A 25,779-nucleotide genomic window follows, 5' to 3' on the forward strand; every position below is an offset into this window, starting at 1 on the left:
CATCAAAGCAGCCGCCGCGCCGCTACCGCCTCGACATCGATCGCCCCGCTGACGGTGGTGTACACCACGGTCACCGCCAGCTCGACCGTGCTGATGATCTCGAGAATCCCCGAGCTCAGCGGCAGGTTGCCATCCGTAGGCGCGCCCAGCATCTGCTGCTGCAACCGGCAGCAATCGTCCATCGTGGCCGTGTGCGGCGGCAGGGTGATGACATCCATCGCGGTGATCTTCGCCACCTGCGGCTCGCGGCCCACCGCGGCGCCGGCCAGCACCAGCGGGATCACGCGTTTCAATACCGGGGCGGGGCGCTCGGACAGGTTGTGCAGGTTGATTTCCGTGGCATAGCTGCCCGGCGCCAGCGGCGCGCAGCCGCAGCAGTTGTCGTCCTGGTGGCCGCAGACGAAATTCACGCTCCACACGAACAGCCGGATGTCCGCCGCGCCGACGGTGACGGCGGGCCGGTCCGGCTGGCCGATCACGATGCCCGGGGGTTCGCCGCTGGCCACGTCCCAGCAGACATCCACCCGGTAGCTGCCGTTGCCCAGGTCGGCGACGGGGCTGGTGATGAGCGAGCCGGGGCGGGGCGCGATGGTCATGTCCTCGGCGCGGCCGGGGCCGAAGCGGTTGCCGTACCTGTCGCGCGGTGTAAACGTCATGCGCATGCAGTCGCGGCCATCGGGGCCGGGGCCCAGCGGGTCGGTCGTGACGATCGTGTTGCCGCCGTCGATGCCCACGTCCACGTGCTCGGTCCACACCAGCTCGCGCATGCCGTCGCATGCGCCGTAGCGGGCTTTCGCATGGAATGTGTAGTGGCCTTCCATGCGCAGGTAGTCGGGCAGCCGGATGCCGGCCGAGCCGCCCGCTTCGAACGCGCCGCGCGTGTTGGCGGCATCGTCTTCCAGCGTGAAATGATCCTGCACATAATTGATCGCCGGCGGGCCGCCGCCTTCGATCGCCTTCAGGGTGGCCTGGCGCGGCGGGATCGTGTCGCCGTTGATGGGCAGTGCCGGGCCCAGGCCCGCGTCGCTGAGGATGTTGCCCAGGCCTTTGTCCGGCCGCGTTACCGTCAGCTCGGCGTGCACGTGCTGCGGCCAGCTGTGGTCCGCGTGGCGGATGCGCAGCAGCGGTGAAATCTCGTCGCCGGTGTAGCGGCGGCGCCGCTCCTCGGGTTCGCGCAGCAGCCGCGGGCCGCCGGCCGGGATGATCGAGACGAAGAAGCGCAGCGCCGGCGCGGGCGGGGGGAATTCGCCGCCGCCACCCGGGCGCAGCACCTCGATTTGCCATGCGCCGTCGCGCTCGCCGCCTTGCGGCAGCGGCACGCGCAGGTAAGCCCAGTTGCGGCCCTGCGAACTCTCGACGCCGGCCGTGGCGGCGTTGACGATCGTGCCGCCCGGCGTGCGGAAGCGCACGTCAAGCCAGGCATCGGTGCGGTCCCAGCCGACGACGGCCGTCAGCCGTTCCTCGCCGCATACGTTGAACGTGACCGGCGCCGCATCGGCGCCGGCCGGCAGGTCGGTCTCGGGGTCGAGCAGCACGCCCGCCTCGAAGATGTTGCCGAACGCCTGCGAGAAGAATTTCAGCAGTGCGAGCCCGCCGCTGGCGCGGGTGAACAGGCCGCCGTGACCGGATGCGAGCGCCGACAGCAGCGGCCCGTTCAGGTTCGCATCGGACCCGAGGCCGATCGCGTGGACGTCGATGCCGGCCAGCGACGGCTCCACGGTCGCGATCGACGGCGACTCGTTTTCCAGGCCGTCCGTCAGCAGCAGGATCGCGCGCGGATTCGCGCCCGGCATCGGGAATTGCGCACGGGCCGCATCGAGGCCGCTGCCGATGCCGGTCCTGCCGCCGGAGGCCAGGCTGCCGACGATGCCGCCGGCAAAGGGCGGCCCGCCGATCAGCATGTTCTTGTTCGGATCGGTCACGGGCGCGATGGCGAACGTGGGCGGGCCGGCATTGGTGCTGAACGAGACGAGGCCGGCGCGGTTGCCGGTGCCGGCGCGCACCAGCTGCACGAACAGCGATACCGCGTCCTTCGCGGCATCGATCTTGCGCCGGCCGGTGCCATCGGCTTCGTCCATGCTGCCCGAACGGTCGATCACGAGCATCACGTCGCGCGTGATGGGCGGCGGCGGGGACGGGGCGATCTGCGTGAGGAACGTGGCCGTGGGGAAGTAGGACAGCTGCGAGCCCGTGCAGGGCGTGCCGTTCGACAGCACGCCGACGATGCGGCCGGCGGCGTCGAACAGCCCCGAGCCGGAGCTTCCGCCGGAAACGTGGAACGTGGTCGGCACGCGCACGGCGAACGTGCCGCTGGACGTGACGGTGGCGAAGCCCGGATGGGGCAGCGACAGCTTCTTGACGGCGCCGTTCGGATGGTGGATGCCGAACACCTGCTCGCCGACGGCGGGCAGGTCGGGCCGCAGCGTGACCGGCGCGATGCCGGCCGGGCTGGTTTTCAGCTGCAGCAGGCTGTAGTCGAACCCCGAATCGAAGCGCTGCTGCAGTGCCGCCGATACCTTGTGGAAGCGCGCCGCGTAGCCGGCGGGCCGGCTGCCGTCGCATTCCGTTTCATAGTCGAACACGACCGAGCTGGTAAGCGCTTCGGCCGGCGTGTGGCAATGGCCGGCGGAAATGATCTTGTCGGTATCCACCAGCGTGACGGTGCAGGTTGAAACAGACTCGATTTCGCCGGGCGCATGGCCCGGGTGGATCGTGACGATCATGCCGACGCTGCGCGCCACCTGCCGGCGCAGGTCGCCAGCCGGGATGCAGCGCACGTTTTCCCAGTTCGGTGGCGGCGAGCAGAACCAGAACGGGTCGTACGTGGGCTCGGTGTACGCGGGGTCCGGCAGGAACGGATCGCTGTTCGAGAACGACGGGTGGCCCGGTTCGCCGGCATGCCGTTCGCCGCGGCCGTAGCGGTCCACCTGCGCGCTGCCGGATGGCGCGCCGCTGACGATGTAGCGCACCGGCACGGTACTGCCGCCGAGCGCATGGACATTGACGGGCCGCGTCCAGAACGAGCCGCCGTCGGCCGCGGTGAACACATCGGTGTCGTAGCCCAGGTCCACCTCGATGCGGTTGGCACCGGGCAGGTTCACGTTCTGGAAGTGCAGCATGACGAACTTGGTGCCGCCGGGTGCCGCCACGTGGGCGAAGTTGATGGCCCAGGTATCGGGCAGCGTGGGCGGGCTGCCCGTATCCGGACCGAGCGTGACGGGTGCGCCGAGGACCTGCACGGTGCCTGTGATGTGCGACATGATGGTCTCCCGTCAGCCCGGCCGGCCGTCGACCTGAACCACGTCGAGGCCGGTGCAGGTGGTGTAGATCGCCGTCACGGCCACGTCGTGCGTGGCGACGATTTCCAGCAGGCCGATCGTCAGCGCATCCACCGGCGCACCGAACAGCAGCTCGCCGATGCGGCAGCAATCGTCCATCGTGGCCGTGTGCGGCGGCAGGTCGATGCCGTCTTCCGCGCGGCTGGTGCCGAAGCGGGGCTCGCGAGCCACGGGTGCGCCGGCCAGCACCACGGGAATGAAGCGCTTGCGCACCGTCACCGCCTCCTGGCCGTAGTTGTGGATGCTGATCTGGGTGGCATACCGGCCCGGCCGCACCGGGCTGCAGCCGCACGCCTCGGGCTGCGTCCCGCAGACGAACTTGACGGAGTAGCGCATCGTCTCCGACCGGCAGGCGGGAATCGTGATCGTGACCTTTTTCGCCGCGACCACGCGGCCATCGGCCACCACGTCAAGCGTGCCGGTGAATACCTGGTCGCTGTCCTTGCAGGCGACGCCGTGGAAGCGCACCGCGAACTTCAGCACGTGTTCCATGTCGCCGGGCAGCGGGCCATAGCCGCCGGCCGGCGTGACCGAGGCGACCAGCGGCGCGATGGACGCCGACGGCACCAGCTTCAGCTGATCGATGCCGTTCGAACCGGGATTCTTCGGCACGGTGACGGTGATCGTTTCATCGAACGTGTCGCCCGGGTTCAGCGTCAGCGTGTTGGTGTCGGGAGCGATCGTGACCGGCGCGGGCGCATGCTGGGGCGATGCATCGGAATCAGGAGCAGGATCGGAAGCAGGATCGGAATCGGCGTCGGCACTGGCATTCATGGTGGACTCCCTGGCGTTGTAACTGGGGATACATGCCTGCATGGTTCTTCAACTATAGGCAGCGGCCCCGTGCAGCGCCAGCCCTTTTTCAGGCTGTTGCGCGGATGCCGATCAGCTGGAGGGAAGGGTGTTTCACGCCAGCCGGCGGCAGGCTGGCGCCGCGTGGCGGCCGTTTCGTCGCCTGGCCGTTGCCATATCGCCACGGCCGGGACAGAATGGCGGTTCACCATCCACGAGCCGCCATGACCGATACCGCCACCCTCGACCGGCCACGCGCCGCGCGCCGTTTCCCCTGGCGCCGCTTCGGCACCGATGCCTGCTGGATGCTGGTGCCGGTCGTCATCTGCGCCGTGATCGTCACGTGGTCGTTCGGCGACGGCACCGGCTTCGGCATCAACCTGCTGGTCTCGGCCTGCATCGGCACGATCGCGTTCAGCATCATCAATGGCGTGCGGCTGGCATTCTGGGGCGAAGGCAGGCGGCCGCACCCGCTGGCGTTCGCCGCACTCATCGCAGTGGGCGTGCCGACCGGGCAGGTCGCCGGCGCACGGGTGGCGGGCTGGCTGCTGGGCCGCGAGCTGACATCGCTGCACACGCTGGGATCGAGCCGCACCTCGGGCATGCTGGTGTTTACCCTGCTGGCCACGGGCGCGGTCACGCTGTTCTTCGCCAGTCGCGACCGGGTTGCCAGGGCCGAGGCCGCCGCCGCGGAAGAGCGGGCGCGCGCCGAAGCCGTCGAGCGCCAGGCACTGCAGGCGCAACTGCAACTGCTGCAGGCGCAGATCGAGCCGCACATGCTGTTCAACACATTGGCGAACCTGCAGGGCCTGATCGCGCTGGACCCCGGCCGGGCCCAGCAGATGCTCGATCAGCTGATCCAGTACCTGCGCGCCACGCTGTCGTCGTCGCGCGCGCGGCACACCACGCTGGCGCAGGAGTTCGCGCTGCTGCAGGCGTATCTCGGCCTGATGTCGGTGCGGATGGGGGAGCGGCTGTCGTATGCGTTCGAGCTGCCGGACGAACTGCGCGCCGTCGAGATCCCGCCGATGCTGCTGCAGCCGCTGGTGGAAAACGCGATCGCGCACGGCCTCGAGCCGACGATCGACGGCGGCCACATCCACATTTCCGCCGCGCGGCGCGGTGACCTGCTGACCCTGTCCATCGTCGACAATGGCCGCGGCCCCGAGGCCGGGCCCGGCAAGGCCGGCACGAGCGTCGGCCTGTCCAACACACGCGCGCGCCTGGATGCCCTGTTCGGCGCGCGCGCTTCCGTCACGCTGCGCCCCGCGGAGGGCGGCGGCGCGGTTGCCTGCATCATCATTCCACTTTGAACGGAACCATGACGACTGCCCTGATTGCCGAAGACGAACCGATCCTCGCCGCCATGCTGGCGGCCAGCCTGCAGCGGCTGTGGCCCGGCCTGGAAATCGTGGCCACGTGCCCGCACGGCGTTGCCGCCCTGAGCGAGGCGCTGGCCCGCCAGCCGGACGTGCTGTTCCTCGATATCAAGATGCCCGGCAAGACCGGCCTCGAGGTGGCCGAGGAACTGGCCGAGCAGTGGCCAGGCGGCAGGCCGTTTCCGCAGATCGTGTTCGTGACGGCCTACGACGAGTACGCGGTACAGGCATTCGACAACGCCGCCGCCGATTACGTGCTCAAGCCGGTGAGCGACGAGCGCCTCGGCCGCACCGTGCAGCGGCTGCGCCAGCGCCTGGAAACGCAGCCGGCCGGCGGCATGGGGGCGGTGCTGGCCCAGTTGCGCGCGCTGGCCGGGGCGCAGCCGGCGCCGGCGCCGGCCGAGCGGCTGACGCTGATCCGCGCCGCCGTCGGCAACCAGGTAAAGATGATCCCGATCGCGGACGTGGTGTATTTCGAGGCGCTCGACAAATACGTCAACGTCGTGACCGCGGATGGCGAAGCGCTGATCCGCACCAGCCTGAAGGAGCTGTTGCCGCAGCTGGACGACAAGGTGTTCTGGCAGGTGCACCGGGGCACGATCGTCAATGCTGCGTGCGTGCTGAGTGCGCTGAAAGACGAAGCCGGCAAGCTCACGCTGAACGTGCGGCACCGGCCGGAAAAACTGCGCGTCAGCCCGCTGTACGCGCACCTGTTCCGGCAGATGTGACCGGAAGCCCCGCTCCACGCCGCGGCTTTCCCGTCCCGCGGCCGTTCCTTCCCGTCGTTCCTGCCGACTACACACTATTAAATTGGTGTTGTCGACTTTCTTTTGCCCCGCTATAATGCGGCCTCTTTTCCCTGATAGCTCAGTCGGTAGAGCGACGGACTGTTAATCCGCAGGTCCCTGGTTCGAGTCCAGGTCGGGGAGCCAGAATTCCAAAAGCCGCGTTTCGACGCGGCTTTTTGTTATCCGCAGCGATGACAGAATTTCAGCTAGTTGGCAGTGATACACAGATAAGCGGAGCCGGGCCGTTGGGTATCCGCACGAGGACGTTAAAAAATGCGGAGACAGCGTTGACCACCTTTGCAGCATTTTTTCAAACCCAGGAAAGCAAATGATGAAACTGTCCAAGATGCACAAGCGTCTCCTCGCGCTGACGGCCGCGCTGCCGATGGCCGCCATGGCCCAGGAAGCTGCCCAGGCACCCACCGAACAGACCACCCAGCAGGCCGCCCAGCAGCCGGTTGCCAGCGGCCAGCTGGAAACCGTGACCGTGACGGCCCAGCGCCGCGCCGAGAACATCAAGGAAGTGCCGGTGTCGGTCTCGATGCTGCAGCATGAAAAGCTGGACGTGATCCTGTCCGGCGGCCAGGATGTGCGCGTGCTGGCCGGCAAGGTGCCGAGCCTGAACGTGGAATCGTCGACCGGCCGCGTGTTCCCGCGCTTCTATATCCGCGGCTACGGCAATGCCGACTTCTCGATCTTCGCATCGCAGCCCGTCTCGCTGATCTATGACGACGTGGTGCAGGAAAACCCGATCCTGAAGGGTTTCCCGATGTTCGACCTGGCCAACGTGGAAGTGCTGCGCGGCCCGCAAGGCACGCTGTTCGGCCGTAACACGCCGGCCGGCGTGGTGAAATTCGAATCCGCCAAGCCGAGCCTGAAGGGCGTGGAAGGCTACTACAACTTCTCCGTGGCCAGCCACGGCACTACCAATGTCGAAGGCGCGGCCAACATCCCGCTGTCGAACGAGTGGGCGATGCGCGTTTCCACCCAGCGCCAGCACCGCGACGACTACGTGGCCAACGCGTTCACGGACGGCCGCGATTCGCTGGAAGGCTACAACGAACACGCCGAGCGCGTGCAGGTGCTGTACCAGCCGAACGGCACGTTCAACGCGCTGTTCAACGTGCACCAGCGCACCACCACGGGCAGCTCGCGCCTGTTCCGCGCCAACATCATCAAGAAGGGCTCCAACAACCTGGTCGACAACTTCGACGAGGGCTCGGTGTACACCAACGGCCAGAACTACCAGAACCTGACCACGCGCGGCGGCAGCGTGCGCCTGTCGTGGGACCTGGGTGCCGTGAAGCTGTACTCGGTCACCGGCTACGAGTCGATCGCCGAGTACAACAGCCGCGGCGACATCGACGGCGGCAACCCGGTCTACGGCCCGGGCGTGGTGCCGTTCCAGGTGGAGACGGCCTCCGTGCTGCCGGACCTGAAGCAGTACTCGCAGGAATTCCGCGTCGAGTCGAAGAAGGCCGGCCCGGTGAGCTGGCAGGCCGGCGTCTACTACTTCGATGAAGACGCCACCGGCGGCAGCGACAACTTCAACACGTCCGGCGTGCGCACCAGCCGCGTGGTGAGCAACCAGCGCAACAAGGCGTGGGCGGCATTCGGTTCCGTGAACTACGCGGTCTCCGATGCGCTGACCGTGCGCGGCGGCCTGCGCTACACGAACGACGAAAAGGACTTCCGCACGATCGAGGCGACCGGCACCACGCTGCAGGGCCCGTCGACGATCAACTCGGAAAGCCACAAGACCAACTGGGACCTGTCGGCCACCTACGCGATCAATCCCGACGTGTCGGCCTACGCCCGAGTGGCGACGGGCTTCCGCGCACCGTCGATCGGCGCGCCGTCCGCTTCCGGCCCGGCCACGATCGCCGATGCGGAAACCATCACGTCGTACGAGGCCGGCATCAAGGCCGACCTGTGGAACCGCCGCGCCCGCGCCTCGCTGTCGATCTTCGACTACGACGTGAAGAACCAGCAGCTGACCGTGGTCGGCGGCAATTCGAACGTGACCGCGCTGATCAACGCCGACAAGACCAAGGGCCGCGGCATCGAAGCCGAGATCGAAGGCTTCGTGACGCCGGACTTCAAGGTGGCGGCATCGACCAGCTACAACTACACGCGCATCAAGGATGCTTCGCTGTCCGTGAACAAGTGCGCGCAGTGCACGATCCTCGACCCGGTCAACGCGGCCGGCCGGGTGGTCATCGACGGCAACGCGCTGCCGCAGGCGCCGAAGTGGATCGTCAACCTGTCGGCCCGCTACAACTGGCCGCTGGCCGAAGGCAACCTGTTCGTGCTGACCGACTGGTCGTACCGCAGCAAGGTCAACTTCTTCCTGTACGAAGCGGCCGAGTTCACCGGCAAGCCACTGACCGAAGGCGGCCTGCGCGTGGGTTACAACTGGCAGGGCGGCAAGTACGAAGTGGCCGCCTACGGCCGTAACATCACCGACCAGCAGCGCATCACCGGCGCGATCGACTTCAACAACCTGACCGGCTTCATCAACGAGCCGCGCCAGTTCGGCGTGCAGCTGAAGGGCCTGTTCTAAGAGTCGTTGTTTGATGCCGCTGGCGACAGAAATGTTTCTTGCCAGCGGCAAAAGCGGCCGCTATAATACGGCCTCTTTTCCCTGATAGCTCAGTCGGTAGAGCGACGGACTGTTAATCCGCAGGTCCCTGGTTCGAGTCCAGGTCGGGGAGCCAGAATTTTAGTAGCATCCAGAAACCCAGCCCTAACCCGGCTGGGTTTTTGCGTTTTTAATGTCCGTTCATTTGCGGATGGCGTGCCGAGATAGATCCATAGGCTGTGGAGATCAACCGCTGGAATTGAGGAACGTCGGAAGACATCCGCAAGTCGATTAACGTCATGCCGGGTCAGGAGCGCAGGGCTGCTGGACTATCCCTGGGTACCCGCGATGTCGGAGCCCGGAAAGGGTTTATTGCGCATAGTCAGCCGTGGCAAGGCCGCTTGTGGCGAACGAATGGCTTGCCTGCTCATGGCCCTTTCTCGATTCTGAGCTGATGAAGCTGCACTCTTCATATCCACTGGCAGAAGGACAGACCAATTTCTTTACTTTTGGTTGCAGAGGACTATCATTGAAGAAATTTCCGATAATAATAGGAATTTTCCGATATGAAGCGCGATCGACTTTTTTTCATGATACCGCTGCTGCTGGCGGGCCTGTCCGTATCTGCGAAGGAACCAAAGCCCAGCGTATTACCGGAGCAGCAGGTCAAGAAGCAGATTATCGAGGAATCGATTGCAGCTTATCCGGGACGTTGCCCCTGTCCTTATAATTCAGCGAGAAACGGAAGCTCGTGCGGAGGCAGAAGTGCATGGAGCAAGAAAGGCGGCTACGCCCCGATCTGTTACGAGAAAGAAGTTACAAAAGAGATGGTTCGCCAGTGGCGTGCTGAAAAAATGCAGGCGAGTACATTGCACAATCCTTGAAGAGGTAATTTGGAATAAGAATCAGGCATATATTGCCGGGCTGTAGGAACGGACCGAGTACGTCGAGATTGGACGGGAGAACGTGCTCATAGGAGCCATCGTGCCGAACGTCATGGGCGGCAGGATATCTTTGGAGTACGCGACCTGCGGCACGATAAACACGCCTGAGCAAGTGCTGTTGATCCGGCATTCTTCAGGTTTGAGACGATGTCGGAAGCTGCGGTGTAAAAGCCCGGCAGCGATGCCGGACTTTTTCATTTACAGCTGGATTTCGGTTCTCACGTCAGGCTGCCAACTGCTCCAGGATCGCCTGATTGAACGCCGGAATATCATCCGGCTTGCGGCTGGTCACCAGCTTGCCGTCGACCACAACCTGCTCGTCGCTCCACTCGGCGCCGGCATTGCGCAGGTCCACTTGCAGCGTCGGCCAGCTGGTCACGCGCTTGCCCTTGACCAGGCCGGCGTCGATCAGCGTCCAGGGGCCGTGGCAGATGGCGGCGACAGGCTTGTTCGCGCCGCCGAACTCGCGGATGAACGCGATCGCTTCCTTCGACGACCGCAACTGGTCCGGGTTGGCCACGCCGCCCGGCAGCACGAGCGCGTCGAAGTCGCCGGGGCGGGCGTCGTCCAGCGCCAGTTCCACGGTAAATTTATCGGCCGGGTCCAGGTGATCGAAGCCCTGCACCTGTTCGCCCTTCGCCTTGGGTGAAATCAGCGTCACCCGCGCGCCGTGCTGTTCCAGGAATTCGCGTGGCGCCGTGTACTCGATCTGCTCGACACCGTCGGTCATCAGCACCGCTATTTTCTTGCCATTGAGTTGTTGGGTCATGGTTGCTCCTGTTGAATACGAGCGAAGAAGCTTGCCATGGCGTCGCACGGCGCGATGTGCGCGCGCGAACGTTGGATTTCAAAAGGGAAGCGGTACGGGAAGAAACGGGGAAGGCAGCCGGCCACCGCGCGGATGGCCGGCAGCGGTGAATCAATCGCCCTGGCAGACCGGGTCGCCGGCACGGGGCGCGCAGATGCGGATCCGGCACAGCCGGCCTTCCTCGCCGCCGACGCGCCGGCAGCGCTGCAGCAGGCTTGCGGTGCTGTCGCCGGCACGCGGTTCGACCACGTCGCGGTCCTTCGCGTGGGCGACCAGCGCGGACAGCAGCGCCACGTCGGTGTCCGGGAGGGAAAGCGGGGCGCGGCGGACCTGCTGGCGCGCCGCCAGCTTTTTCGGCTTCGGTTTCGGCTGCGTGCGAACCGCCGCCACGCGCTGCTTTTTCATCACGGCCGCCGCCGCGATCGGCGCCGGCGCCAATAATGCCGCCAAGGCCGGCGATGCGGCGGGAGCGGGCTGCGCGGTGTCGTCGACGATCGCGGCGGCAGCGTGTTCAGCTGCCGGTTCCGTGCGCGGCAGCGGCGGTGCGGCGTGCGCCAGGTGGATGGGCGGCGGCAGCGTTTCCTGCATCATCACGGGCGAAGGCCCGCTGTACAGCCACCAGGCCAGCAGCCCTGCCAGCACTGTGCCGCCGCCCACGACGAGCGCCGGTCCGCGCGCGGCGGACGACGAGGCGGCTGGGCGCCGCGGCGGTTCCGAGGCCTTGTGTTCGAGGCTGGCCAGTATGCCTTTTCCAGGTTTTGACGAATCCAAGTCAGTCCTCCAAAGCTTGATATAAGCGTGCTGCGCGGGCCGATCCGTGTCTTACGATGGGCGGCCCGTCCGTTGGCCAGTGTGGCGCGGGCGGTTCCCGATCGCCTTGACGGAGCGCACCATGTTTCTCCTTTCCATGTTGCTGTTGTTCGTGACCGCCTGCCTCGCCGGGTGGCTGCTGGTGTTCCCTGCCGGGCGCAACGCCGCCGGTGCCGCGGCGCTGCGCCTGGGCCTGGATATCGGCCGGGCGTGGCAGGGCATCAACGCGCACGGGGCGCACGGCGCAAGGTCGGCCACGCACAAGGGGCGGGCGATGGCGGCGCGGGCGGCGCGCGTGCTGCGGCGGTACCCGCTGCTCACGGTCGGCTGCGCGGCGTTCGTGCTGTTGCCCCCGCTGGCCGCGCTGCTGATGGGCGGCCGCGCGGCGCTGCCCGGCGTGGCCGCGCCGGACCATGCCATCAACGGGCAGGTGGCCGACCTGCTGCGCGGCGAGCGGCTGGCCGCGCCGCTGCCGCCGCCGCCCGCCGCCTTCACCACCGCCGAAGTGACGCTGGTGCGCCCGCAGCTGGCCAGCGCGAACCGCAACTGGGATCTGCTGGATCCGGATTTCACGCAGCGGCTGCTGCTCGTGTTCAAGGTGATGCGCGACCAGTATGGCTACGAGATGGTGCTGCTGGAGGGCTATCGCAGCCCCGAGCGCCAGAACCGGCTGGCCGATGCCGGCGGCCACGTGACCAATGCGCGCGCGTTCCAGAGCTGGCACCAGTTCGGGCTGGCCGGCGATTGCGCGTTCCTGCGCAACGGCAAGGTGGTGATCTCGGAAAAGGACCCGTGGGCGATGCGCGGCTACCAGCTGTATGGCCAGGTGGCGGAAGCCGCCGGCATGACCTGGGGCGGGCGCTGGAAGATGATGGATTTCGGCCACGTGGAATTACGCGCGCGCCGCCGCTGAAATTGCGCATAGTCAACAAATTTCCCAGAGGATAGTGGCACCATCATCCGACCAGCAACGAACGGGTAACCAACGGGTGCCACTATGATGCAACGAATCTGGCTGTTCCTGACGGACTCCCGTCATCTTGCGATCCTCGGCCTGGTCGCGATGGCGGGTCTGTATTACCTTGGCGCCGAGCTGATGGAGCTCGCGCTGATCTGGGTCATCGCCGCCACCTGCGCGACAGTGCTGCTCTGGCTGCTCGTGCGCTGGCTGCGGCGCCTGCTGGCGGCGCGCCGCACGGCACGGATCGAGCGGGCAATCGAGGAAACCACCGAACCCGCGGCCGAGACCAGCGACGATGTCGACGTGCTGCGCACCGGCCTGCTGAAGGCGATCGAGACGATCCGCGGCTCCCGGCTGGGCATCAGGACAGGCAGCCGCGCGCTGTACGAACTGCCGTGGTACATGATCATCGGCAATCCGGCAGCCGGCAAGAGCAGTGCGGTCGTCAATTCCGGCCTGCAGTTCCCGATCGCCGACGGCAAGGTGGTGCAGGGCGTGGGCGGCACCCGCAACTGCGACTGGTTCTTCACCACCGAGGGCATCGTGCTCGACACGGCGGGCCGCTATTCGGTGGATGACGAGCACCGCGGCGAGTGGCATGGTTTCCTCGACCTGCTGAAGAAGCACCGCGCGCGGGCGCCGGTCAACGGCATCCTGATCGCGGTCAGCATCGCCGAGCTGCGCGGCGCCGATGCCGATGCCGGCCTGCGGCTGGCGCGCTGCCTGCGCAAGCGCGTGCAGGACCTGATCGAACGGCTCGAAGTGTTCGCGCCCGTGTACGTGGTGTTCACCAAGGCCGACCTGATCGCCGGCTTCGCCGAGTTCTTCGCGCCCTTCGAACGGGCCGAGCGCGAGCGTCCCTGGGGCGCCACGATGCCTTACCGGCGCAAGGCCGGCGCGCAGGAAATCCTGGCGTTCTTCGACAGCGCGTTCGACGAGCTGCACGAAGGCCTCAAGGAAACCTGCATCGCCAACATGACGCTGCAGCGGCGCGGCCAGCAGCCTTCCGGCATCTTCACGTTCCCGCTCGAGTTCTCGTCGCTGCGGGTGCCGCTGCGCGCCTTCCTGGCCACGCTGTTCGAGGACAACGCGTTCCAGTTCAAGCCCATGTTCCGCGGCTTCTACTTCACCAGCGCGCTGCAGGAAGGCGCGCCGGTCAGCGCCCAGTCGCACCGGGTGGCGGAGCGTTTCGCGCTGTTGCGCAGGACCGCGCCGCCACCGCAGCACGAGGTGCGCCAGACCGGCTACTTCCTGCAGGACCTGTTCCGCAAGGTGATCTTCGAAGACCGCAACCTGGTATCGCAATACGCCAGCCGCAGCAAGATCCAGTTCAAGTACGGGGCATTTGTCGCCGTGGCCGTGGCGCTGGGCGTCTCGCTGGCCGGATGGAGCTGGTCCTACCTCGGCAACCGGCAGCTGCTCGCCGCCGTGCAGGGCGATCTCGACAAGGTGGTGCGCCTGCAGGACGGCCGGCTCGACCTGCAATCGCGGCTGGAAGCGCTGGAAGTGCTGCAGCAGCGCATCGGGCAGCTGGAAAAATACCGGCAGGACAGGCCGTGGGCGCTCTCGCTGGGCCTGTACCAGGGCGGGCTGCTGGAGCGCAAGCTGCGCGAGGAATATTTTGGCGGCGTGCGCGAGGTGATGGTGAAACCGGTGGCCGCCAACCTCGAAGCGCTGCTGTACGAGATGAACGCCAATGCCGCCCAGCTGGCCGCACCCGCCGTGGCGCAACAACAGTCCGCATTGCAGCCGACCCTGCAGCCGGCGCAAACCCCGGCGCGCGCCTATGCCGATGCCTCGCCCACCAACGTGGAAGATGCGTACAACGCGCTGAAAACCTACCTGATGCTGGCCGATCCCGCCCACGCCGAGCCGGGCCACCTGAACGACCAGCTGACCCGGTTCTGGCGCGGCTGGCTGGAGGCCAACCGCGGCACGATGCCGCGCGAGCAGATGATCCGCAGCGCCGAGCGGCTGATGACGTTCCACCTGGCGCAGCTGGGCGATCCGTCGTGGCCGCGCATCGAGCAGAAGCTGGCGCTGGTCGACACGGCGCGCGAAAACCTGCGGCGCGTGGTGCGCGGCATGCCGGCGCGCGACCGCGTGTATGCCGAGATCCGCGCCCGCGCCGCAACGCGCTTCCCGGCCATGACGGTGGGCCGCATCGTCGGCGAGCAGGATGCCGCGCTGGTGCAGGGCAGCCACGCGGTATCCGGCACGTTCACCCGCGAAGCGTGGGAGAAATACGTGGCCGGCGCGATCCGCGACGTATCGGCGAAAGAGCTGCAAAGCACCGACTGGGTGCTGAAGACGGCCAGCCGCGACGACCTGACGCTGGAAGGCAGCCCGGAGCAGATCGAGAAGAACCTGGTCGACATGTACAAGGCCGACTACACGCGCGAATGGCAGAAGTTCGTGCAGGGCGTCGCGATCGCCGACATGAACGGCTTCAACGGCGCGGTGGCGGCGATGAACCGGCTGGGCGATCCGCAGGCGTCGCCGATCGCCAGGCTCCTGAACACGATCCACGAGCAGACCGCGTGGGACAACCCCGGTGCCGTGGATGCGCAGGTCAAGGAGGCGCGGACCGGCTTCGTCAACTGGATCAGGACGCGCGTAATGCAGCGCGCCCCGACGGTCAATGCCAACGTGAACGTGAATATCCGGCTTGGCGGCAGCGGTTTTGGCGGGGCGGCGGGCCCGATCGGACGCGAGTTCGCGCCGGTGGCGCGGATCGTGGGCAAGCACGACAAGGATGCGTCGCTGCTGCGTTCCTATCTCGACACGCTGTCGCGCCTGCGCACCCGGCTGAATGGATTGAAGAACCAGGGCGATCCAGGTCCCGGCGCCAAGGCGTTCATGCAGCAGACACTGGAAGGCAGCGGTTCCGAACTGGCCGATGCGCTGCGCTTCGTCGACGAACAGATGTTGAACGGCATCAGCGACACGCAGAAGGCGGCGGTGCGGCCACTGCTGGTGCGGCCGCTGATGCAGACGTTCGCCGTGATCGTCGGCCCGGCCGAGGCGGAAATCAACAAGACCTGGCTGGCGCAGGTGTACGAACCGTTCAACCGCACGCTGGCCGGCAAGTATCCGTTCTCGCAATCGGCCCGGATCGAAGCCAGCCAGGCGGAGATCGCGCAGTTCTTCGGACCGGAAGGCCTGGTGGCGAAATTCGTCAACACGTCGATGGGGCCGCTGGTGGTGCGGCGCGGCGACGTGCTGGCGCCGCGCACCTGGGCCGACATGGGCATCACGCTGCAGCCGCAGGCGGTGCAGCGCTTCCCCGGCTGGGTGGCCGTGGCGGGCGCCGGCCCGTCGGCCGCCACGGCGCAGACCGTGTTCCAGATCCTGCCGGTCCCGTCGCCCGGCACCATCGAATACACGGTGGAAATCGACGGCCAGCAACTGCGCTACCGGAACACGCCGCCGCAATGGACCAGCATGGTGCATCCGGCCGCGCAAGGCGTGCCGGGCGCCCGCGTCAGCGCGGTGGCGTTCGACGGCCGCAATGTCGAACTGTTCAACGAGGCCGGGCAGTTCGGCCTGAAGCGGCTGATCGAGGCCGCCACGAAGAAACGCAAGGAAGGCAGCGTGCATGAACTGCGCTGGAGCGCCGACGGCCTGACGGTCGCGGTCGACCTGCGCATCACGAGCAGCCCGGCCGTCGCCGACGACGCGGCGACGCCGCAGCAGGGCTTCACCGGCATGCGCCTGCCGGAAACGATCGTCGGCGGCGTGCCGCCGGCACCGGCCGCGGCGCCCGTGGTGGCCCAGGCCATGGCGCCGGCAACGGCGGGAGGAGCACAGTGATGAGCGCATTTCGTATCGGCTACTTCGGCAAGCTGCCGGCCCGTTCCGACTTCGTCAAGGGCGGTGCCCAGCACGAACTTGCCGGCCTGATCGACGAATGGCTGGCCGGCATGATGAACGGCCTGACCGCCAATCCGCGCTGGAAGCAGCACTACGACGCAACGCAGCCGCTGCACTTCGCGTTCGTCGGGCCGCGCAGCCACGTGGCGGTGGCCGGCCACCTGGCGGCAAGCAACGACCAGTCCGGCAGGCGTTTCCCGTTCATCGCGATGGGCACGCTGGAGGTGCCGCGGCCCGAATCGTTCCTCGCCGCCAGCCCCCTCGCGCTGGACCCGCTGTGGCAGCGGCTCGACGCGCTGGCGGACGAAGTATTGACGGCCGCCGACCCGGCCACGCCACTGCAGGCGCTGGGCAGGACGGTACTGGACCCCGCCGCCGGCGACGACCCCGCCGCGGTACTGGACCGGTTTGCCGCCGGCACCGACGTGGCCATGCTGGAAGCCATGCTGGCGCACGGCGGGCACCGCCCGTCGGTGCGCGGCATCGTGCTGGGCATCGGCTTGCTGCTGCAGCCGTTCGACTGGAGCGGCAGCACGCAGCTGGAACGCGGCCTGGCCTTGCCGTTGCCGCGCGCGGCCGGGCCGCGGCCCGCCGTGGCGGCATTCTGGCTGGCGCTGATCGCGCCGTTCCTGCGCCGCCACGAAATCGAACTGGCGCTGTTCGTGGCCGTGATCGCGGAGCGGCCGATGCTGGTGGTGGGCTTCGCCGGCGCATCGCCTGGCGCGCTGCAGGCGATCATCGATCCGGAAGCGGCACCCGGTCGCCTGATCGGCTTCGACGACACCGGCTGGGTGGACGACATGATCGCCGGCGACCACACGGTGCTGCGGTTGTCCGCCTGCCTGGCGCAGGGCAGCCTGTCGCTCGCCGCCGCGCGCGGGCTGTTTTGCGAGACCTTTGCCTGAAGGAGAACCCATGCATACGACAACAACGATTTTCGGCACGATGCTGTGCAGCCTGGCCCTGGCGGCCGGCGGCGCCGCCGCGCAGGCCCCGGTGCCGGCAAGCCCGATGCCGGGCCAGGTGCTCGTCAGCGGCACGGTGCCCGACGAGGCCAGCAAGGCCGCGGTGCTGGCGCGCGTGCGCGACCTGTATGGCGCCGGGCGCGTGGTGGACCAGGTCGCGATCGGCAACGTGGTGCAGCCGCCGAACTGGAACGGCTATGTGCACAAGCTGATCCAGCCGAACCTGAAGCTGATCAGCAAGGGCCAGCTGAAGGTGGACGGCAACAACGTCAGCGTGCAGGGCGAGGTGGCGAACGAGGCGCAGCGGCAGCAGATCGCCGGCGACATCGCCGCCAGCCTGAATCCGACCTATATCGTGAAGAACGGGCTGCGGGTCAGCGCGGCCGAACAGAACCTGCTGGACGCCGCGCTGGCCAGGCGCATCATCGAGTTCGAGAGCGGCCAGGCGGTGATCCGGCCATCCGGCCTGCAGATCCTGGACGAGATGGCCGCCGCGCTGCTGAAGGTGAAGGGCAAGAAGGTCGAGGTGATCGGCCACACCGACAACACCGGCCTGCGCGAGAGCAACCTGTCGCTGTCGCTCGCGCGTGCCGAGGCCGTGCGCACCTACCTGGCCGGCAAGGCCGTCGACACGGCCATGATCAACGTCTCGGGCCAGGGACCGGACCGCCCCGTGGCCGACAACGCCACGGCGGACGGGCGGGCCCGCAACCGCCGCATCGAGTTCCGCGTGGCGGACTGACGGCCCGGCCGGACCGGGCCGGCCGGCTAGGGCAGCGTGATCGTCAGGCTGGCCGGGCGGGGCGCCAGCTTGACGAGGTCGGCATAGGCCGCCATCGCCTGTTGCGCGTCGCGGTTCAGCGATGCGCGCAGCCCCGTGAACACTCCCAGCCCCACCAGCGCGAACACGGCGGAAACTGCCCACAGCGGCACATCGCTGCGCAGCCGGTTGATCACCTGGTCCGGCCGTGCGGCGCGCGGCGCGAAGCCGCTGGCCTTGCCCTTGATGTGGGTGATCTCGTCGCCCAGCCGCGCCGTCATGTAGGCCAGCCGGTCGCCGCTGTCGCCCGCATGCTTGCCCTTGAAGCCCAGCAGCAGGCACATGTGGAAGACCTGCAGCGCCTGCAGCCGCGCGCCGCCCTTGCCGCGCAATTCGTCGAGCCGGTCGAAGAAGTGCTCGCCCGCCAGCTGGTCGCCGAATACCGTCAGTTGCAGCGGATGCTGTTCCCACGAACCGCGCAGTGGGGACGCCGTGGTCAGCAGCACTTCATCCATCGCGGCGCACCACGCGTACTTCGCCGCTTCGATGTCGTCGCCTTCGGCGCGCAGCTTCCTGGCCTCGCGGTCGAAATCGGCCAGGAAGGCGCTGATGCGCTGCATGAATTCCTGCTCGGCGGGCGGCTCGCAATCGGTCTTCAGCAGGAACATCAGATGGAAGCCCTCGTGCATCAGGTCCAGCAGCGAATGGATGCGCGCGCCGTCCGGCGTGACGGGGCGGGCGGCGAACAGGGAAGGCGCGGCGCGCCGTTCGATTTGCGTTGTCATGGCGTTCTCCTCGTTGTCGGTTACGCGCACTGCGCCTGCGCCAGCGGCCGGGCCACCTGCGGCTGCCGCGCCGCGGCGCCCTGGCCGATCGTCATCGCGCAGGCGTGCAGGCCGATCGTGATGCCGGCCTTCTCGGCGTCGGCGGTGGGGAAGGCGGCCCGCCAGCGCTGGCCGTCAGGCGCGCGAAACAGCGCCACCACGCCGACATAGCCGGCTTCCCGGCTGACTTTCTCCGTGACCTCGTAGCGCTGGCCCGGGATCAGCAGCACTTCCTTCACTTCGAGCAGGTCGGGGCCGAGCAGCTCGCGTTCCGCCTGGGCGCTGGCGAAGCCGCCATACGACACCCGCTCGAACGCCTCTGCCTGGCGCAGCTTGTAGATGCGTGCCACCAGAGCCAGCGGCGGGCCGCCGTTGCCGCTGTTCAGGGTCGGCGCGGCATGCAGCCGGATGTTGACGTTGCGCGCCGGCTTCTGCGCGTCGGGCAGCTCGGGAGGGCGGTTGACGCCGGCGATCTGCAGCACGGCGCCGGCGATCGATGCCGTGCCGCAGCCGGCGAGGACTGCCGCGGCCGCGGCGGCGGCGATACAGGGTATTGCCTTCATGGGTGCTCCTAAAAGTGGGACGGTCACCCATTTAACCGGCCCGGCACCCGTCCGAACTTGCGGCTACGCAATTACCGTTGCATAGATTGCGTCAACGCAACAATGACTGTCGGCAATTCTTCAATAATTGGTTTCACCCGTTCGCAAGGAGACATGCATGAAACTTCACCTGATTCCCTGCCTGGCCAGCGCGCTGTTGCTGTCGGCCTGTGCCGGCACCGCGCCCACCACCATCGCGGTGCCGGCCGCGGCGACGCTCGACGCGGCGATGGCCGATGCCGAACGCAGCATCGCAGCCGGCGAGGCCGACAAGGCCTACGCGATCCTGCGCAATGCCGGCAGCCGCTTCCCGGCCGAGAAGGCGCCGTGGGTACAGATCGCGCAACTGAAGTTCGATCGCGGCCTGTACGGCGACGCCATCACCAACGCGCTCGAAGCGCTGCAGCGCGATCCGAACGACCGGCAGGGCAGCAGCATCGTCGCCGTGGCCGGGCTGCGCCTGTCGACCAGGGCGGTGGCGGACCTGAGCCAGCAGAACAGCCTGGGCGGCCCGCTGCGCACCGAAGCCCAGCAGCTGGCCAACCTGTTGCGCAGCACGCTCGGCGAAGACGTGCTGGTGCCGGGCAAGGCCAGGCCGGCGCCGTTGAAGAAGCCGGCCGCCGCCACGGTCAAGCGCGCATCCACCCAAACGACCAGCGCCGACCCGTTCGGCGCACTGAAATAGGAGCAGGCCATGGCAAACGGCGACAGTGTGCAGAAGCGCCTCAACAAGGTAAGGCCGCCGCGGGTGCAGATGACGTACGACGTGGAAATCGGCGACGCCATCGAAAACAAGGAGCTGCCGTTCGTGCTCGGCGTGATCGGCGACTACGGCGGCGATCCTGGCAAGGAACAGAAGCGCCTGAAGGATCGCAGCTTCGTCAACATCGACAACGACAACTTCGACGAGGTACTGGCCGGCGTGGCACCGGCGGCGCAGTTCCTGGCGCCGAACCGCCTGACCGGCAAGGGCGACCTGGCCGTCTCGCTGCAGTTCGAGGCGATGGCCGACTTCCGCCCCGAGTCGATCGTGCGCCAGGTCGAGCCGCTGGCGAAGCTGCTCGATGCGCGCACCAAGCTGGCCGACCTGCGCAACAAGCTGGCCGGCAACGACAAGCTGGAAGACATGCTGACCGACGTGCTGAAAAACACCGAGCAGCTGTCGCAACTGAAACCGCCGGCCGGGGAGGAATGACATGTCCGCACAACTGCAGGAAGGGGGCTTGCCCCAGGCCGCCGAAGGCACCGCGCTGCTGGACGAGATCGTCGAGCGCAGCAGGGTCGCCAAGTCCAGCGCCGAACACGAACGCGCGAAGGACATCATCGGCGAACTCGTGAGCCAGGTGCTGGAAGGCACCGTGACCGTCTCGCACAACCTGTCCGCCACGCTCGACGCCCGCGTGGCGGAGCTGGACCGGCTGATCTCGGAACAGCTGTCCGCCATCATGCATGCGCCGGCGTTCCAGAAACTGGAACAGAGCTGGACCGGCCTGCACTACCTGGTGCGCAATACCGCCACCGGGCCGGGGCTGAAGGTGCGCATGATGAACGTCACCAAGCGCGAGCTGGTGCGCGATTTCCAGAGCGCGCTCGAGTTCGACCAGAGCGTGATGTTCCGCAAGGTGTACGAGGAGGAATTCGGCACCTTCGGCGGCGCCCCGTACGCGGCGCTGCTGGGCGATTTCGAGATTTCGCGCCAGCCCGAAGACATGTACTTCGTCGAGCAGATGTCGCATGTGGCGGCCGCCGCGCACGCGCCGTTCATCAGCGCCGCTTCCCCCGAGCTGTTCGGCCTGGAAGGCTTTGGCGACCTGGGCAAGCCGCGCGACCTGGCCAAGGTGTTCGACACGGTCGAGTATGCGAAGTGGAAGGCGTTCCGTGAATCCGAGGATTCGCGCTATGTCGGGCTCACCTTGCCCCGTTTCCTGGGCCGGCTGCCGTTCAATCCGGTCGACGGCACCACGGTGGACGGTTTCACTTTCGTCGAGGACGTGGACGGCACCGATCACCAGAAATACCTGTGGTGTAACGCCGCCTACGCGTTCGGCGCCAGGCTGACGAAAGCGTTCGAGGAATTCGGCTGGTGCGCCGCGATCCGCGGTGTCGAGGGCGGCGGCCTGGTCGACGACCTGCCGACCCACACGTTCAAGACCGACGAGGGCGAAGTCGCCCTGAAGTGCCCGACCGAAGTGGCGATCACCGACCGCCGCGAGAAGGAACTGTCGGACCTGGGCTTCATCTCGCTGGTGCACTGCAAGAACACGTCGTACGCCGCGTTCTTCGGCGCGCAATCGGCGCAGAAGGCGCGCCGCTACAGCACCGAGGCCGCCAACGCCAACGCCGTGCTGTCGTCGCAGCTGCAGTACATCTTCGCCGTGTCGCGCATCGCGCACTACATGAAGGCCATGATGCGCGACAAGATCGGCAGCTTCGCATCGGTATCGAATGTCGAGGATTTCCTGAACCGCTGGCTGATGAAATACGTGCTGCTGGACGATAACGCCAGCCAGGAACAGAAGGCGCAATTCCCGTTGCGGGAAGCATCGGTGCAGGTGCAGGAAGTACCGGGCCGGCCCGGCGTCTACCGCGCCGTCAGCTTCCTGCGGCCGCATTTCCAGCTCGACGAGCTGACCGTTTCGCTGCGCCTGGTGGCGGAGCTGCCGACAACCACGAGTTGATCAACCACGTAAGGAGAAAGCCATGGCAATTGACGTCTATCTGCAGATTGACGGTATCAAGGGCGAGTCGATGGACGACCGCCACAAGGACTGGATCGAGTGCAAATCGGTCAGCTGGGGCGTGGAACAGCCGAAGTCCGCCACCTCGTCCACCGGTGGCGGCCACACGGCCGAGCGTTGCGAACACCAGGACATCGTGCTGCAGAAGCTGGCCGACCTGTCGTCGCCGGTGCTGCTGCAAACCTGCTCGGCGGGCCGCACGATCCCCAAGGCCAGGTTCGAATTCATGCGTGCCGATGCGCAGGGAGAACGCATCAAGTACTACGAGATCGAAATCGAAAACGTGCTGATCGGCGCCGTATCGCCGTCGGTCGCCGAAGGCGACATCCTTACCGAATCGGTGTCGTTGAAATTCTCGAAAATCCGCTGGCGTTACACGCAGCAAAAAATTACCGGCGGCGCGGGGGGCAATACCTCCGGCGGCTGGGATCTGGCAGCGAACCGGATCGTCTGATTTGCGACGGCGACTTTGCCGCGGGTAACACCGCGGTTTTTTTTTGGGAGACCGATTTCATGAACGGTTATACGCCCGGCCTGTTCGACCGGCTGCTCGGCGACCGGAGCTCCGGCACCCGGCTGTCGCTCGAACAGTTGAAGGACGCGGTGGCGCGCGACCTGGAAGACCTGCTCAATACCCGGATGGCGCTGCCGGGCGAACTGCTCGAAGGCTGGCCCGAATGCGCCGCGTCGATCGTCACCTACGGCCTGATCGATATCGCCGGCATGTGCCTGTCCAGCAGCGACGACCGGGCGCGCATCTGCGACGGCCTGCGCGCCACGATCGAACGGCACGAGCCGCGGCTGCGCAGCGTGGTGGCGCGCGTCGAGCACCAGGCCGGCTCCGTCAACCGGATCAACTTCGTCATCACCGGCGTGCTGCACGCGCCGGGCGTGTCCGAACCCATCAATTTCGATGCCGTGCTGCAGCCATCCACGCTGCATTACTCGATTCACCGAAACGCCAGAGGAAACACATGAACAACCTGAAAACGCTGATCGGAAAACTGAACGACACCACGCGCCAGGCCGCCACGCGGGCCGCCAGCATCTGCCTCGCGATGGGGCACTATGAAGTCGACCTGGAACACCTGTTCCTGGCGCTGCTGGAGGAACCGCGCGGCGACCTGGCGGCGATCATCCGCCGCTGCTGGATCGCGAGCGAGGCGCTGGAAGCGGACCTGCGCGCCGAACTGGCCCGGTTCGAAACGGGCAGCAACCGCGTGCCCGTGTTCTCGCGCCACCTGCCGGCACTGCTCGAACATGCCTGGCTGATCGCCTCGCTGGCGCCGCAGCAGCCGGCCCAGGTTCGCGGCGCCCATTTGCTGCTGGCGCTGCTGACCGGACCGGAACTGGCGCAACTGGCGCACCGCGGCTCCAGGCTGTTCGCCCGCATCCCCGTCGACGAGCTGAAACACAATCTCGAGAAATTCACGCGCGACTCGATCGAGGCTCCTGCTACGCCGGGGGGCATCGCCATGCCCGAGGAGGGCACCGTTGCCGATCCCGTGCAGCAGGTCATGGCCAGGACGCCGGCCCTCGACCAGTTCACCACCGACCTCACGCAGCTTGCCCGCGACGGCGGGATCGACCCTGTGGTCGGCCGCGAGGCCGAGATCCGGCAGGCGGTCGACATCCTGATGCGCCGCCGCCAGAACAACCCGATCCTCACCGGGGAGGCCGGCGTGGGCAAGACCGCCATCGTAGAAGGGCTGGCGCTGCGCATCGCCGAAGGCAGCGTGCCCGAAGTGCTGCAGGGCGTGCATATCCACACGCTGGACATGGGACTGCTGCAGGCCGGCGCCAGCGTCAAGGGCGAGTTCGAGAACCGCCTGAAGAACGTGATCGCCGAAGTCAAGCGCAGCCCGCACCCGATCGTGCTGTTCATCGACGAGGCGCACACGATGATCGGCGCCGGCGGCCAGGCCGGCCAGAACGATGCCGCCAACCTGCTCAAGCCGGCCCTGGCGCGCGGCGAACTGCGCACGATCGCCGCCACCACGTGGAGCGAATACAAGAAGTACTTCGAGAAGGATGCCGCGCTCGCGCGCCGCTTCCAGGTCGTCAAGGTCGAGGAGCCCGACGAGGAGACGGCATGCGCGATGCTGCGCGCGATGGTGCCGTTGATGGAACGGCATTTCAACATCCGCGTGCTCGATGCCGCGATCGTCGATGCGGTGCGGCTGTCGCACCGCTACATCGCCGGCCGCCAGTTGCCGGACAAGGCCATCGGCGTGCTCGATACCGCCTGCGCGCAGGTCGCGCTGGGGCAGAGCACGGCACCGGTGCAGCTGGAAGGCTGCCAGCGGCGGCTGGCCGCGCTGGGCGCCGAGATCGCGGCGCTGGAACGCGACGTGGCCGAAGGCTGTGGCAGTGGCGGCCGCCTGCCCGCGCTGCGCGACGAGCGCGGCATCGTGAAGGCGCGCCAGGAAGACCTGGCCCAGCGGTGGGAGCGCGAAAAAGCGCTCGGCACCCGGATCCGCCGGTTGCGCGCCGTGGCGGGGGAGCGAAGCAACGCGCAGCCCGAAGCGCAGGCCGAAGCACAGGCCGCCGAGCACGAACTGCGCGCGCTGCAGGGGCCGGCGCCGCTGGTGCCGCTGCAGGTGGACGCCGCCGCCGTGGCCGGCGTGGTCGCGGGATGGACCGGCATCCCGCTGGGCCGCATGGTCAAGGATGAAATTGACACGGTGCGTCAGCTGCACCTGCAACTGGGCGGACGCGTGCTGGGCCAGCCGCACGCGGTGGCCGCCGTCGCGCAACGCGTGCGCACCGCCCGCGCCAATCTCGACGATCCGAACAAGCCGAAAGGCGTGTTCCTGTTCGTCGGCCCGTCGGGCGTCGGCAAGACCGAGACCGCGCTGGCGCTGGCCGACCTGCTGTACGGCGGCGAACGCAAGCTCGTCACGATCAACATGAGCGAATACCAGGAAGCGCACAGCGTCTCGGGCCTGAAAGGTTCGCCGCCCGGCTACGTGGGCTACGGCGAAGGTGGCGTGCTGACGGAAGCCGTGCGGCGCAACCCCTGGAGCGTGGTGCTGCTCGACGAGATCGAGAAGGCCCATCCGGACGTGGTCGAACTGTTCTACCAGGTGTTCGACAAGGGCGTGATGGAAGATGCCGAAGGCCGCGAGATCGATTTCCGCAACACGATCGTCATCGCCACGTCGAACGCCGGTTCGGCCACGCTGATGCAGGCCTGCCTGAACAAGGCGCCCGCCGAGCTGCCAGCGCCGGAACAGCTGCACGAGCTGGTCCGCCCGCAGCTGATGAAGCACTTCAAGCCGGCTTTCCTGGGCCGGCTGCAGGTGGTGCCGTTCTACCCGCTGGGCGACGATGTGCTGGTCGGGGTCATCCATGCCAGGCTGGCGCGCATCGCCGGGCGCGTGCGTGCCAGCCACCAGGCCGAATTCACGTGGGACAGCGCGCTGGTCGAAGCCGTGCTGGCGCGCTGCACCGAAGTCGATTCCGGCGCGCGCAACGTCGACAATATCCTGAACGGCACGCTGCTGCCGGAAATCGCCGATGCCGTGCTGGCCCGCATGGCCGAAGGCGGCGGCATCGCCAGGATCAAGGCCGGCGCCACGCGCGAGGGCCGGTTCCGCTACACCATCCGCTAACG

At 67.3% G+C, this 25,779-nt stretch carries 20 protein-coding genes and 2 tRNA genes; 16 read left to right on the forward strand and 6 right to left on the reverse strand.

Annotated elements, in window-relative coordinates; translation table 11 throughout:
* Positions 1 to 2: 2 nt before the first annotated feature.
* Complete coding sequence (locus GJV26_RS21590) at positions 3 to 3,260, reverse strand: vWA domain-containing protein (protein WP_155710774.1); 3,258 nt, start codon at positions 3,258 to 3,260, stop codon at positions 3 to 5.
* A gap of 12 nt (positions 3,261 to 3,272) precedes the next feature.
* Positions 3,273 to 4,112 (reverse strand): hypothetical protein, encoded by an 840-nt coding sequence (locus tag GJV26_RS21595; RefSeq protein WP_155710775.1) that lies wholly within the window; start codon positions 4,110 to 4,112, stop codon positions 3,273 to 3,275.
* 242 nt (positions 4,113 to 4,354) lie between these two features.
* On the opposite strand from GJV26_RS21595, the gene GJV26_RS21600 reads away from it, so the two are divergent.
* The 6 genes from GJV26_RS21600 (at position 4,355) to GJV26_RS21625 (ending at position 9,762) form a co-directional block, all read left to right on the forward strand.
* Positions 4,355 to 5,443, forward strand: coding sequence for a sensor histidine kinase (locus tag GJV26_RS21600; RefSeq protein WP_229419383.1), 1,089 nt, complete (start codon positions 4,355 to 4,357; stop codon positions 5,441 to 5,443).
* An 8-nt stretch (positions 5,444 to 5,451) separates the two neighbouring features.
* On the forward strand, positions 5,452 to 6,237 hold the full coding sequence (locus GJV26_RS21605) for a LytR/AlgR family response regulator transcription factor (protein WP_155710776.1): 786 nt from the start codon (positions 5,452 to 5,454) through the stop codon (positions 6,235 to 6,237).
* Positions 6,238 to 6,365: 128 nt separating this feature from the next.
* Positions 6,366 to 6,441 (forward strand) — tRNA-Asn (locus GJV26_RS21610).
* A gap of 184 nt (positions 6,442 to 6,625) precedes the next feature.
* Positions 6,626 to 8,860, forward strand: a complete 2,235-nt coding sequence (locus GJV26_RS21615; RefSeq protein WP_155710777.1) for a TonB-dependent receptor — start codon at positions 6,626 to 6,628, stop codon at positions 8,858 to 8,860.
* Between the two features lie 78 nt (positions 8,861 to 8,938).
* A tRNA-Asn gene (locus tag GJV26_RS21620) sits at positions 8,939 to 9,014 on the forward strand.
* Positions 9,015 to 9,444: 430 nt separating this feature from the next.
* Entirely contained in the window at positions 9,445 to 9,762 is a 318-nt protein-coding gene (locus GJV26_RS21625; protein ID WP_216643150.1) for a hypothetical protein, read from the forward strand.
* A 283-nt stretch (positions 9,763 to 10,045) separates the two neighbouring features.
* On the opposite strand, the gene GJV26_RS21630 is transcribed toward GJV26_RS21625, so the two are convergent.
* Complete coding sequence (locus GJV26_RS21630; RefSeq protein ID WP_155710778.1) at positions 10,046 to 10,591, reverse strand: type 1 glutamine amidotransferase domain-containing protein; 546 nt, start codon at positions 10,589 to 10,591, stop codon at positions 10,046 to 10,048.
* A gap of 150 nt (positions 10,592 to 10,741) precedes the next feature.
* Positions 10,742 to 11,401: a hypothetical protein gene (locus GJV26_RS21635; protein WP_155710779.1), complete on the reverse strand. Its 660-nt coding sequence runs from the start codon at positions 11,399 to 11,401 to the stop codon at positions 10,742 to 10,744.
* Between the two features lie 121 nt (positions 11,402 to 11,522).
* Here GJV26_RS21635 and GJV26_RS21640 point away from each other — a divergent pair, with 121 nt between their 5' ends.
* The 4 genes from GJV26_RS21640 to GJV26_RS21655 all read left to right on the forward strand — a co-directional run bounded on the left by GJV26_RS21640 (position 11,523) and on the right by GJV26_RS21655 (position 17,981).
* On the forward strand, positions 11,523 to 12,353 hold the full coding sequence (locus GJV26_RS21640) for a M15 family metallopeptidase (protein WP_155710780.1): 831 nt from the start codon (positions 11,523 to 11,525) through the stop codon (positions 12,351 to 12,353).
* Between the two features lie 87 nt (positions 12,354 to 12,440).
* Positions 12,441 to 16,214: a type VI secretion system membrane subunit TssM gene (gene tssM, locus GJV26_RS21645; protein WP_155712640.1), complete on the forward strand. Its 3,774-nt coding sequence runs from the start codon at positions 12,441 to 12,443 to the stop codon at positions 16,212 to 16,214.
* Positions 16,214 to 17,179, forward strand: coding sequence for a type VI secretion system-associated protein TagF (tagF, locus tag GJV26_RS21650; RefSeq protein ID WP_155710781.1), 966 nt, complete (start codon positions 16,214 to 16,216; stop codon positions 17,177 to 17,179). Before tssM ends, tagF begins: the two co-directional genes overlap by 1 nt.
* 10 nt (positions 17,180 to 17,189) lie before the next feature.
* Positions 17,190 to 17,981 carry an OmpA family protein gene (locus GJV26_RS21655; RefSeq protein WP_155710782.1) on the forward strand — a complete coding sequence of 264 codons (792 nt, stop codon included), beginning with the start codon at positions 17,190 to 17,192 and terminating at the stop codon, positions 17,979 to 17,981.
* 26 nt (positions 17,982 to 18,007) lie between these two features.
* On the opposite strand, the gene icmH is transcribed toward GJV26_RS21655, so the two are convergent.
* The gene (gene icmH / locus GJV26_RS21660; protein ID WP_155710783.1) at positions 18,008 to 18,784 is read right to left on the reverse strand and encodes a type IVB secretion system protein IcmH/DotU; all 777 of its coding nucleotides are present in this window, start codon (positions 18,782 to 18,784) and stop codon (positions 18,008 to 18,010) included.
* Between the two features lie 20 nt (positions 18,785 to 18,804).
* Positions 18,805 to 19,386, reverse strand: a complete 582-nt coding sequence (tssJ, locus tag GJV26_RS21665) for a type VI secretion system lipoprotein TssJ (protein WP_155710784.1) — start codon at positions 19,384 to 19,386, stop codon at positions 18,805 to 18,807.
* A 157-nt stretch (positions 19,387 to 19,543) separates the two neighbouring features.
* On the opposite strand from tssJ, the gene GJV26_RS21670 reads away from it, so the two are divergent.
* The 6 genes from GJV26_RS21670 to tssH are packed head-to-tail and all read left to right on the forward strand — an operon-like array spanning position 19,544 to position 25,777.
* Entirely contained in the window at positions 19,544 to 20,110 is a 567-nt protein-coding gene (locus tag GJV26_RS21670; protein WP_155710785.1) for a tetratricopeptide repeat protein, read from the forward strand.
* Positions 20,111 to 20,119: 9 nt separating this feature from the next.
* A complete protein-coding gene (gene tssB, locus GJV26_RS21675) occupies positions 20,120 to 20,620 on the forward strand; it encodes a type VI secretion system contractile sheath small subunit (RefSeq protein ID WP_155710786.1) in 501 nt (166 codons plus the stop codon).
* 1 nt (position 20,621) lies between these two features.
* Positions 20,622 to 22,103, forward strand: coding sequence for a type VI secretion system contractile sheath large subunit (gene tssC, locus GJV26_RS21680; RefSeq protein WP_155710787.1), 1,482 nt, complete (start codon positions 20,622 to 20,624; stop codon positions 22,101 to 22,103).
* 22 nt (positions 22,104 to 22,125) lie between these two features.
* The gene (locus tag GJV26_RS21685) at positions 22,126 to 22,617 is read left to right on the forward strand and encodes an Hcp family type VI secretion system effector (RefSeq protein ID WP_155710788.1); all 492 of its coding nucleotides are present in this window, start codon (positions 22,126 to 22,128) and stop codon (positions 22,615 to 22,617) included.
* Positions 22,618 to 22,676: 59 nt separating this feature from the next.
* Complete coding sequence (tssE, locus tag GJV26_RS21690) at positions 22,677 to 23,141, forward strand: type VI secretion system baseplate subunit TssE (protein ID WP_155710789.1); 465 nt, start codon at positions 22,677 to 22,679, stop codon at positions 23,139 to 23,141.
* Entirely contained in the window at positions 23,138 to 25,777 is a 2,640-nt protein-coding gene (tssH, locus tag GJV26_RS21695; protein WP_155710790.1) for a type VI secretion system ATPase TssH, read from the forward strand. The genes tssE and tssH overlap by 4 nt, the downstream gene beginning before the upstream one ends.
* Positions 25,778 to 25,779: the final 2 nt, after the last annotated feature.

It is taken from the genome of Pseudoduganella dura, from assembly GCF_009727155.1.
Taxonomy (GTDB): domain Bacteria; phylum Pseudomonadota; class Gammaproteobacteria; order Burkholderiales; family Burkholderiaceae_D; genus Rugamonas; species Rugamonas dura.